The sequence below is a fragment of the Streptosporangium sp. NPDC023615 genome, assembly GCF_040640155.1.
Taxonomy (GTDB): domain Bacteria; phylum Actinomycetota; class Actinomycetes; order Streptosporangiales; family Streptosporangiaceae; genus Streptosporangium.
In genome coordinates this window covers 1-11,501 of sequence record NZ_JBFABE010000114.1, presented here as the reverse complement: position 1 = coordinate 11,501, position 11,501 = coordinate 1, and the positions used below count along the sequence as shown (strand labels likewise).

The 11,501-nt window shown below is 71.5% G+C and carries 6 protein-coding genes; 1 reads left to right on the top strand and 5 read right to left on the bottom strand.

Annotation, left to right across the window (positions count from 1 at the left end):
• The 5 genes from AB0G16_RS37445 to AB0G16_RS37425 form a co-directional block, all read right to left on the bottom strand.
• Positions 1-245 (bottom strand): LacI family DNA-binding transcriptional regulator (locus tag AB0G16_RS37445; RefSeq protein WP_362815559.1); only part of this gene is annotated, 245 nt, incomplete at its 3' end.
• Positions 235-1,863, bottom strand: a complete 1,629-nt coding sequence (locus AB0G16_RS37440) for a glycoside hydrolase family 13 protein (protein WP_362815557.1) — start codon at positions 1,861-1,863, stop codon at positions 235-237. The genes AB0G16_RS37445 and AB0G16_RS37440, both read right to left, overlap by 11 nt.
• Before the next feature lie 51 nt (positions 1,864-1,914).
• A complete protein-coding gene (locus tag AB0G16_RS37435) occupies positions 1,915-2,811 on the bottom strand; it encodes a carbohydrate ABC transporter permease (RefSeq protein WP_362815554.1) in 897 nt (298 codons plus the stop codon).
• Entirely contained in the window at positions 2,808-3,800 is a 993-nt protein-coding gene (locus AB0G16_RS37430) for a sugar ABC transporter permease (RefSeq protein ID WP_362815553.1), read from the bottom strand. Before AB0G16_RS37430 ends, AB0G16_RS37435 begins: the two co-directional genes overlap by 4 nt.
• A 24-nt stretch (positions 3,801-3,824) precedes the next feature.
• Positions 3,825-5,117 carry an extracellular solute-binding protein gene (locus AB0G16_RS37425; RefSeq protein WP_362815552.1) on the bottom strand — a complete coding sequence of 431 codons (1,293 nt, stop codon included), beginning with the start codon at positions 5,115-5,117 and terminating at the stop codon, positions 3,825-3,827.
• Between the two features lie 375 nt (positions 5,118-5,492).
• On the opposite strand from AB0G16_RS37425, the gene pulA reads away from it, so the two are divergent.
• The gene (gene pulA, locus AB0G16_RS37420; protein WP_362815551.1) at positions 5,493-11,408 is read left to right on the top strand and encodes a pullulanase-type alpha-1,6-glucosidase; all 5,916 of its coding nucleotides are present in this window, start codon (positions 5,493-5,495) and stop codon (positions 11,406-11,408) included.
• Positions 11,409-11,501 lie beyond the last annotated feature (93 nt).

Genomic DNA, 11,501 nt, shown 5'->3' with positions numbered 1-11,501 from the left:
CCGATCAGGCCGTTGCTGCGCTGGCGCAGCCGCTGCGGGCGCTCGTACCCCATGACGTCCAGGGCCGCGAGCACCGAGCGCCGGGTGAGGGCGGAGACGCCCGGCTTGCCGTTGAGCACCCGGCTGACCGTGGCCTCGCTCACCCCGGCGTGCGCGGCGATGTCGGTCAGCCGGGCGGTGCCGCCGACGCCACCCCCGCCGGTGCCGCCGGTGCCGTTGCCGAGCGCGCCCCCGCTATGCGACATCGGTTCCCCACCAGACGGCGGAGTCGGGGGCGAGCCGTGCCAGGCCGTCCTCGACCGTCGTCCCGGCGCTGGCCAGCAGGATCCGCCCGGGGGCGGGCAGCGCGACCGGCTCGCCGGTCAGGTTGACCGTGCAGGCGAACCCGTCGCCCCGGCGGAAGGCCAGCGTCCCCTCCGGGGAGTCGATCCAGGTCAGCGGGGCGTCGTCGAAGCCGCGACGCTCGCGCCTGATCCTCAGCGCCTCCCGGTAGAGGTTCAGCGTGGAGAGCGGGTCGCCGAGCTGGGAGGCGACGCTGAGCGGCCCCCAGGAGGCCGGCATGGGCAGCCAGGGGGCGCCGGTGCCCGGCAGCAGGCTGAAGCCGAAGTGCGGTTCGCCGTCGGCCCACGGCAGCGGCACCCGGCAGCCGTCGCGGCCGTCCTCGGGGTTGCGGTGGCGCTGCGGGTCCTGCAGGAACTCCTCGGGCAGGTCGAGGACCTCGGGCAGGCCGAGCTCCTCGCCCTGGTAGACGTAGGCCGAGCCGGGCAGGGAGAGCGTCAGCAGGGCGGCCGCCCGGGAGCGGCGCAGGCCGAGCTCGCCGCCGCCGTAGCGGGTCACGTGACGCTTGACGTCGTGGTTGGACAGCACCCAGGTGCTGGGCGCGCCGACCAGGGCGGCGGTGGCCAGCGACTCCTGGATGACCGCGCGGAACCCCTCGGCGTGCCAGGGGCTCTTGAGGAAGTGGAAGTTGAACGCCTGGTGCATCTCGTCGGGACGGACGTAGTTGGCCAGCCGCTGCGGGGACGGCGCCCACGCCTCGGCGACGCCGATCCGCTCGCCCGGGTAGGAGTCGAGCAGCCTGCGCCAGGCGCGGTGGATCTCGTGCACGCCGTCCTGGTCGAAGAACGGCACCACGTCGGCGCCGATCATCTGGACCTGGTCGGGGTGGCCGACGTCGGGCAGCCCCTCGGCCTTGACCATGCCGTGGGCGACGTCGACGCGGAAGCCGTCCACGCCCAGGTCGAGCCAGAAGCGCAGGATCGACTCGAACTCCGCGTGGACCTCGGGGTTCTCCCAGTTCAGGTCGGGCTGCTCGGGGGCGAACAGGTGCAGGTACCACTCGCCGTCCCGCAGCCGGGTCCACGCCGGGCCGCCGAAGATCGACTCCCAGTCGTTGGGCGGCAGCTCACCGGCCGCCCCCCGGCCCGGGCGGAAGATGTAACGCTCCCGCGCCGCCTCGCCGGATCTCGCCGCCAGGGCCTCCAGGAACCAGGCGTGCCGGTCGGAGGTGTGGTTGGGCACCACGTCCACGATCACGCGCAGGCCGTGCCGGTGGGCGTCCTCGATCAGGGCCCGCGCGTCGGCCAGCGACCCGAAGATCGGGTCCACGTCCCGGTAGTCGGCCACGTCGTAGCCGAAGTCGGCCATCGGCGAGGTGAAGAACGGGGTGAGCCAGATCGCGTCGACGCCCAGGTCGGCCAGGTAGGGCAGCCTGCCGCGCGCGCCGAGCAGGTCGCCCACGCCGTCGCCGTTGCCGTCGGCGAAGCTGCGGACGTAGACCTGGTAGATCACCGCGTCGCGCCACCACCGGGTGGCGGTGCCGGCGCCCGACGGCGACGGGTCCGCGTGGACGAGCTCGGTCATGATTGGGTCCCCCGATCGGATGACATGTCAGGACGTGATGGCACGGGAGCGTCAGGCCTTCGTGGCACCGCTGGTGAGCCCGGCGACCAGGTGGCGCTGCACCAGCAGGAAGACGACCGCCGCGGGCACCGCGATCAGCACCGCGGAGGCGGTGAGCAGGCCCCAGTCCGACCAGTGCTGGCCGACGAACTGCTGCAGGCCGACGGCGAGCGTGCGCTTCTCCTCCTGGGACATGAAGACGGTCGCGTAGGCCACCTCTCCCCAGGCGGTCATGAAGGAGTAGAACGCGGTGACCGCCAGGCTGGGCCTGGCCAGCGGCAGGATGAGCCGCCAGAAGGTGCCGAACGGCGTCAGGCCGTCGACCATCCCCGCCTGGTCGATCTCACGCGGGATGGAGTCGAAGTAACTCTTCATCATCCACGCGCAGAACGGGACCGCCACGGTCATGTAGGCGATGACCAGGCCGGGGATCTGGTTGAGCAGCTTGAGGCCGGCCATCAGGTTGTAGAGCGGGACGATCAGGATCGCCACCGGGAACATCTGGGTGACGAGCAGCATCCACATGACCCCGCGGTAGCCGGGGAAGCGGAAGCGGCTGATCGCGTACCCGGTGGTGGAGGCCAGGAAGACGCCGATGACCGTGGTCAGCCCGGCGACGATCACCGAGTTGAGCAGCCAGGTCGGGAACTGCGTCCCGGTCAGCACCCGGGTGTAGTTGTCCAGCGAGGGCTGGTTGAAGATCTCCAGCTCGCTGGAGAGCCAGCCGTCGCGCGGTTTGAGCGAGGTCAGGACCAGCCAGACGATCGGGAAGAGCGAGACGAGGACGGCGGCGAGCAGGGTCGCGTGCAGCAGGATCGACCTGCCCGCCCCGCGCTCCCCGCGTCCCTTGCCGCGTACGGCGGCCGTGCCCGCGGGGTTCGCGGCGCCCCTGATGTCGGCGGTGCTCACCAGACCTCCCCTTGCTTGCGCAGCGAGCGCCGGTAGACCACGGCCAGCACGACGAGGAGCAGGAGGATGATCACTCCCCAGGCCGCGGAGTTGGAGTAGTTGCGGACGCCGGTGAAGGCCTCGCGGAAGGCGTAGGTGACCAGGATCTCGGTGGAGCTGCCCGGCCCTCCCCCGCTGATCAGGTAGATCACCGGGAACATGTTGAACGTCCAGATGGTGCCCAGCAGGACCACGGTGCTCGACACCGTGCGCAGGCCGGGCAGGGTGATGAAGCGGAAGCGCTGCCAGGGCGTGGCGCCGTCCACCTCGGCGGCCTCGTAGAGCTCGCCGGGGATCGACTGGAGCCCGCCCAGCATGGCGACCATCATGAACGGCACGCCCATCCAGACGTTGACCGCGACGACCGCGATCTTCGCGGTGGTCGGGTCGTCGAGCCAGCCGACCGCGCCCAGGCCGGCGGCCCTGAGCATGGCGTTGATCACGCCGAAGTCGCTGTTGTACAGGTAGCGCCAGATGAACGCGGAGACGAACCCGGGGATGGCCCACGGCAGGATGAGCAGCAGCCGGTAGGCCGAGCGGAACCGGAGTCTCCGGTTGAGCAGCAGCGCCAGTCCCAGGCCCAGGCCGTAGTGCAGCGCCACGCAGGCGACGGTCCAGATGACGGTCCAGGTCAGCTTCTCCCAGAACAGGGAGCTGGTCAGGATCCCGACGTAGTTCTCAAGACCGACGAACTCATAGGTGGAGGGGATGACGTTGACGCCGATCGTGCGGCCGATGTTGGCCTCGGTGGCGTCGGTCAGCGACAGGTAGACGCCGCGGGCCAGCGGCCAGCCGACCAGCAGGCCGGTGACCAGGATCACCGGGGTGACCATGGCCAGGGCGTACCAGTGCCTGCCCACGGCCTGCCGGAACGGGCCGCCGCCGGACCGGCGGCCCTGGCCGCGGGCGCCGTCGGCGCCCGCGGTCCGGTCCCTGGTCGTGTCGCTCACACGCCCAGTCGAGAGCGCCACGGCTCAGCTCCAGTCCTTGAAGATGCCGCGGTACTGGCCGTCGACCTTCTTGAGCATCTCCTCGGGGGTCGTCTTGCCGCCCACCAGCGACTGGTAGCCCTCCAGCAGCGGCTGGAAGAGCTGGCCGCCCTCGGGGATCCACGGCCGGGGGGAGGCGGTGTCCATGATCGGCTTGAAGACGGCGACGTCCTTGTTGCCCTGCACGTCGGGGTTGGAGTAGGCGGAGGTACGGGTCGGCAGCAGGCTGATCTCCTTGGCGACCTTGGCCTGGGCCTCGGGGGTGCTCATGAAGCGGACGAACTCGTAGGCGGCGTCCAGCTTGGGGGAGCCGGCGTAGATCGCCAGGTTCCAGCCGCCGGTGGGGGCGCCGGCCTTGACCGAGCCCGCCGGGACCGGGGCGATGCCCAGGTTCTCCTTGTCCTTGAACTCCTTGCCCTGGTAGAGCTCGGCCAGCGACCACGGGCCGTTGTAGATCATCGCGGCCTTGCCGTCCTTGAGGGCGGTCATCGCGTTGGCGTAGCTGTCCTGGATGGCGGGCTTGGGCGCGGCGCCGGAGGTGACCAGGTCGGCGACGGTGGCCATGGCCTTGACGTTGGCCGGGGAGTTGACGGTGATCTTCTTGTTCTCCACGTCGAGCAGGTCACCGCCCTCGCCGTACATGAACGGCAGCAGGAAGTAGGAGTCGACGTTGAGGGCCAGTCCGTTGGCGCCGGTCTTCTCCTTGACGTCGAGCGCGACCTGCTTGAGCTCCTCGACGGTGGTGGGGGCCTTCTCGTGCCCGGCCTTGGCCAGCAGCTTCTTGTTGTACAGCAGCGCCAGGGTGTCGGTCACCTGCGGCACCGCGTAGGTCTTGCCCTGGTACTTGGTGCTGCTCAGCGGGCCGGGCAGGAAGTCGGTCTCGTTCTCCACGGCGCGGGTGCCGTCCAGCGGCTGCAGGTAGCCGAGCGAGGCGAACTGGGAGGTCCAGGCCACCTCGGAGCGGATCACGTCGGGCGCGCCGGCGCCGGCCTGGGCCGCGGTCTGGAACTGGTTCTGCGCCTGGTCGGAGGGGACGTTGACGTACTTGACCTTGATGTTGGGGTACTTCGCCTGGAAGTCCTTGATGAGCGCCTGGAACGTCGGCCCCTCGCTGTCCGGCCGGACCGTGTCCCACCAGGTGATCTCACCGCTGATCTTCGACGGGTCGGCCGCCGCGGACTGGGCGGGCGCCGCCGGGGCGGCGTCACCGCCACCGCAGGCGGAGACCGCCAGGGCGAGGGCCGCGACGATCGTCGCGGCCGGGAAGGCTCGCCGCATGTTCTCTCCTCAGGTTCAAGGGGGTGGCCGGACGTCGAACGGAATCGAACGCGGCCGTCCGGCCCGATCTGGAGTACGCCGGACGTTACGCCGACGTGAACCCGAGTGGAAGAAGTTTCTGCAAGATTCTGCAAAGTCGTTACATATGCCCCTCAAAGAGGGTGAATCCAGAGAGCACCCCGCAAATCCAGCCGTCCGTATTGAACTTTAAATACCTATAAGTCCTATTTGCACGATTCTCTCCGTCGACGTGCCCCCTCCCCGGCAGCGTCGGCTTACCGGATATTCAGAAAATTGCCGCAAGGGATTGCACAGACGTGTCCCAATGAGTAACTTCCGGGCAATACCTCCGAAACAACCTCCGTGGAGGCCTCCGTGGTCCGGCCACTCCCCCCACGGCGCGCGAGAACCACCCTGCGGGCGAGCCTCGCACTCGCGACCGCCCTGATCACCCCCCTCGCCGCCGTCCCGACCCCCGCCACCGCGTCCGCCTCCCCCGCGTCCAGCGCGTCCCCGGCGTCCGTGACGTCCCCGGCGTCCCCGCCCGTCCCGTCACCCGCTTCCCCGGTGCGGGTCTCCGGGCCCGCCGCCACCACCGGTACCGGTACCGGCGCGCCCGTGGTCTCGCCGCTGAGCCGCACCGTCGCGCCCTCCGACAGGGAGCTGGCCCGCGACGCGCTGCGCGCCGACCTGAGCCGCGAGCGCCTCTACTTCGCGATGACCGACCGGTTCGCCAACGGCGACCCCCGCAACGACACCGGCGGCCTGTCCGGCGACCGGCTCGCCACCGGCTTCGACCCGACCCACAAGGGGTTCTACCAGGGCGGCGACCTCAAGGGCCTGCTCGGCGGGCTCGACTACATCAAGAAGCTGGGCAGCACCGCGATCTGGATCACCCCCGCGTTCGCCAACCGCCCCGTGCAGGGCACCGGCGCGAACGTCTCGGCCGGCTACCACGGCTACTGGATCACCGACTTCACCCGCATCGACCCGCACCTGGGCACCAACGCCCAGATGAGGGAGCTGGTGCGCGAGGCCCACCGGCGCGGCATGAAGGTCTTCTTCGACATCATCACCAACCACACGGCCGACGTCGTCGACTACGCCGAGAAGACCTACTCCTACCGCTCCAAGGGCGCCTACCCCTACGTCGACACCGACGGCAGGCCTTTCGACGACCGCGACCACGCCGGCAAGGACACCTTCCCCGAGGTGGACACCGGCTCGTTCCCGTACACGCCGGTCGCGCCGAAGAGGGCCAAGACGCCCTCCTGGCTGAACGACCCGACGATGTACCACAACCGGGGCGACTCCACCTTCAGCGGTGAGAACGACCAGTACGGCGACTTCTTCGGCCTCGACGACCTGTGGACCGAGCGGCCCGAGGTCGTCAAGGGCATGATCGACATCTACCGGACGTGGGTGCGCGACACCGGCCTCGACGGCTTCCGCATCGACACCGCCAAGCACGTCAACATGGAGTTCTGGGAGCGCTTCTCCCCGGCGCTGCGCGGCTACGCCGCCCAGCACGGCAACAAGCGGTTCTTCATGTTCGGCGAGGTCTACTCCGGCGAGCCCGCCCTCACCAGCCGCTACTCCACCCGGGGCGGCATGAACGCCACCCTGGACTTCCCCTTCCAGGAGGCCGCCCGCTCCTTCGTCGGCGGCACCGCGGACGCGACCCGGCTGGCCAGGCTGTACGCCGGGGACGACCACCACACCGACGCCGACGGCAACGCCTCGTCGCTGCCGACGTTCCTCGGCAACCACGACATGGGCCGCATCGGCCGCTTCATCGCCCAGGACAACCCCGGGGCGCCCGACGCCGAGCTGCTGCGCAGGGACCTGCTCGCCCACGAGCTGATGTACCTCACCCGCGGCCAGCCCGTCGTTTTTTACGGCGACGAGCAGGGCTTCACCGGCGCGGGCGGCGACCAGGACGCCCGCGCGCCGCTGTTCCCGGCCAAGGCCGCCGACTACCTCGACGACGACCTCATCGGCACCGACGCCACCCACGCGCGCGACAACCACGACCCCTCCCACCCGCTCTACCGCGGCATCGCCGCCCTGGCGGGCCTGCGCGACGCCCACCCGGCCCTGGCCGACGGCGCCCAGATCGAACGCCTCGCCTCCGGCGGCGTCTACGCCTTCTCCAGGATCGACGCGAGCAGGCAGATCGAGTACGTGGTCGCGGTCAACAACGCCGAGCAGGCGGCGACCGCGCCCGTGCCCACCTTCTCGGCGGGCGCCGCCTTCACCCGCGTGTACGGCGAGGGACCGGCCACGCTCACCACCGGCGCCGACACGAAGCTGCGGCTCACCGTCCCGGCCCTGTCCGCGGTGGTCTACCGCGCCTCGGCCAGGCTCGCCGCCCCGGCCACGGCCCCGGCCGTCTCCGTCGCCCTGCCGGGTGCCGAGATCCGGGGCACCGCCGAGGACGGCAGGATCCCGGTCACCGCGACCGTGCCGGGCACCGGCTTCGACCAGGTCACCTTCGCCGCCAAGGCCGGCGAAGGACCCTGGAGGGTCATCGGCACCGACGACGCGCCCAACGCCTCGGCGACCGGCGACGGCTCCTCCCGCGTCTTCCGGGTCTTCCACGACCTGCGCGGTCTCGCCGCGGGCACGAAGGTCGCGTACAAGGCCGTGGTGAAGGACTCCGCGGGACGGTTCGCCTCGGCGACGGCGACGGCCACGGTCGGCGCCGAGCCCGCCCTCGAGCAGCCCGGCACGGTGACGCGCGACTGGCTGGTCGTGCATCACCAGCGCGCCGAGAACGACTACGACGGCTGGGGCCTGCACGTGTGGGGCGACGTGGAGAACCCCACCGAGTGGGCCGCGCCGCTGCCGCTGACCGGTGAGGACGACTACGGCCGCTTCGCCTGGATCAGGCTCAAGCCGGGCGCGACCAACGTCGGGATCATCGTCCACAAGGGCGACGAGAAGGACGGCGGCGACCGGATCGTCGACCCCGCCAGGAACGGCGAGGTCTGGCTCAGGCAGGGGGCGGCCGCGACCCACGTCTCCCGCGCCGCCGCGCAGGGGTACGCGACCGTCCACTACTCGCGGCCGGACAAGGCCTACGACGGCTGGGGGCTGCACCTGTGGGGCGACGGGCTCGCCGACGGCGTGCCCACCGAGTGGGCCGCGCCCAGGCCCCCGGACGGCGTCGGCGCCTCGGGCGCGTTCTGGCGGGTCCCGCTGAAGAACGCGTCGGTCCCGGTGAACTTCATCGTGCACAGGGGCGACGTCAAGGACCCCGGTCCCGACCAGTCGTTCACCCCGGCCGCGCGGCCGGACGCCCACGTCGTGTCGGGCTCGGCCACGGTCCACGCCACCCGCGCCGCGGCCGAGAACGTCGCGATCCTGCATTACCACCGGCCCGACGGGAACTATGACGGCTGGGGACTGCACCTGTGGGGGGACGTGGCGGCCCCCACCGAGTGGGCCACGCCGCTTCGGCCCGCGGGCCGGGACGCCTTCGGCGTGTACTTCCGCGTCCCCCTGACCGAGGGGGCCGCGAACGTGAGCTACATCATCCACAACGGCGACACCAAGGACCTGCCCGACAACCAGGCGCTGGACCTGGCCGCCGACGGCCACGAGGTGTGGCGGGTCGCCGCCAGCGAGGGTCACCTGCTGCCCCAGCCGGCGGCGCGCGGCGCCGACGCCGACCTGTCGAAGTCCTCGGCGCACTGGATCGACCGCTCCACCGTCGCCTGGAAGATCGACTCCTCGCCGTCCAACCGCTACGCCCTGGCCTTCGCCGCCAAGGGCGGCATCGCCCACGCCGAGGGGGACCTGACCGGCGACCTCAGGCTGATCCGGCTGACGCCCGGCGCGCTGACCGACGCGCAGAAGGCCAGATGGCCGCACCTGGCCGGGCACGCCGCGTTCACCGTCGACCCGCGCGACGCCGACCTGGTCCGGGAGGCCACGCGCGGCCAGGTCGTGGCCGTCGAACGCGACGTCTCGGGCGCCCTGCTGACCGCCACCGGCGTGCAGCTTCCCGGCGTGCTCGACGACCTGTACGCCGGGGCGGCCGGCGCCGCCCTGGGGCCGTCCTGGAAGGGCGGCGTCCCCGGGCTGTCGGTCTGGGCGCCGACCGCGCACAAGGTCGAGCTGGCCCTGTACCGCGACCCCTCGGGCGGGCCGCGCACCGTGCACGCCATGCGGCGCGACGACCGCACCGGCGTCTGGTCGGCGCGCGGGCAGCGGAACTGGAAGGACCGCTACTACACGTTCCTGGTGACGGTCTTCGTCCCCGCCACGGGCAAGGTCGTCGTCAACGAGGTGACCGACCCCTACAGCCTGTCGCTGTCGGCCGGGTCCGGCCGCAGCCAGCTCGTCGACCTGTCCGACCGGGCGCTGCGGCCCGCCGGCTGGTCGCCGGCGGCCAAACCCCCGGCCGTGCCCCAGAACAGGGCGTCCGTCTACGAGCTGCACGTGCGCGACTTCTCCGCCTCCGACGCGACCGTCCCGGCCGCCAGGCGCGGCACCTACGGCGCGTTCACCGGTGACTCGGCGGGCATGAGGGAGCTGCGCGCCCTGGCGAGGGACGGGCTGACCCACGTGCACCTGCTGCCGGTCTTCGACATCGCGACCGTCCCCGAACGAAGGTCCGAGCGGACCGAACCGGACTGCGACCTGGCCTCGATGGCCCCCGACTCGGAGGAGCAGCAGGCCTGCGTCACGCGGACGGCGGCCAAGGACTCCTTCAACTGGGGCTACGACCCGCTGCACTACACCGTGCCGGAGGGCTCCTACGCCTCCGACCCGGAGGGGTCGTCGCGGATCAGGGAGTTCCGCGAGATGGTCGGCGGGCTGAACGGGGCCGGGCTGCGGGTGGTGATGGACGTGGTCTACAACCACACCCACGCCGCCGGGCAGGACCCCACCTCGGTGCTGGACCGCGTCGTGCCCGGTTACTACCACAGGCTCCTCGACGACGGCACCGTGGCCACCTCCACCTGCTGCGCGAACACCGCGCCCGAGCACGCCATGATGGGCAGGCTCGTCGTCGACTCCGTGGTCACCTGGGCCCGCGAGTACAGGGTGGACGGCTTCCGGTTCGACCTGATGGGCCACCACCCCAAGGCGAACATGGTCGCGGTCCGCGAGGCCCTGGACCGGCTCACCCTCGCCCGCGACGGCGTCGACGGAAAGTCGATCATCCTGTACGGGGAGGGCTGGAACTTCGGCGAGGTCGCCGACGACGCCCGCTTCGAGCAGGCCACCCAGGCCCGGATGGCCGGCACCGGGATCGGCACCTTCAACGACCGGCTGCGCGACGCCGTGCGCGGCGGCGGCCCGTTCGACGCCGACCCCCGCGTGCAGGGCTTCGGCTCGGGGCTGGCCGGGGCGCCCAACGGCTCACCCGCCAACGGCGACGCCGACGCGCAGCGGGCCCGGCTGCTGCGCTACCAGGACCTGATCAAGGTCGGGTTGACCGGCAACCTGCGCGACTACACCTTCACCGCCTCCGACGGGCGGCGCGTCAAGGGCTCGGAGGTGGACTACAACGGCTCACCCGCCGGGTACACCGCCGCCCCCGGCGAGGCCGTCACCTACGTCGACGCCCACGACAACGAGACGCTCTTCGACGCGCTGGCCTACAAGCTGCCGCAGGCGACGGGCATGGCCGACCGGGTGCGGATGCAGTCGCTCTCGCTGGCCACCGCCGTGCTCGGCCAGGGCACCTCGTTCGTGCACGCCGGCAGCGAGCGGCTGCGCTCCAAGTCGCTCGACCGCAACTCCTTCGACTCCGGCGACTGGTTCAACCGGCTGCTGTGGGACTGCTCGGCGGGCAACGGGTTCGGCGCCGGCCTTCCCCCCAAGGCCGACAACGAGGACAAGTGGCCCTATGCCAGGCCGCTGCTCGCCGACCCGGCGCTGAAGCCGGACTGCGCGGCGATCGGCGCGGCCCGCGCCCGCTACGGCGACCTGCTGAGGATCCGCTCCTCCTCGCCCGCGTTCGCGCTGGACAGCCTGGCCGAGGCGCAGAAGCGGCTGACCTTCCCAACCAGCGGCACCTCGGAGACCCCGGGTGTCGTGACCATGCACCTGGACGCCTCCGGCGTCGACCCGCGCTGGAGGTCGATCACCGTCGTCCTCAACGCGACCCCCGAGGCCCGGCCGCAGACCGTGGCCGCCCTCAAGGGCGCCCAGGTGACGCTCCACCCCGTCCAGGCGAACGGCGACGACGCCGTCGTGAAGCAGTCGACCTTCGACCAGGCGACAGGCACGGTGACGGTCCCGGCACGCACGGTGGCCGTCTTCGTCCGATCCTGACCCGCTCCCCCGGAAAACCCGCCGGGCCGGGTGTTGCAGCGCAGGAGACGCCGCATGATCTTGCCGGAGCGGGTCTTCGGCAGTTCGGGCACC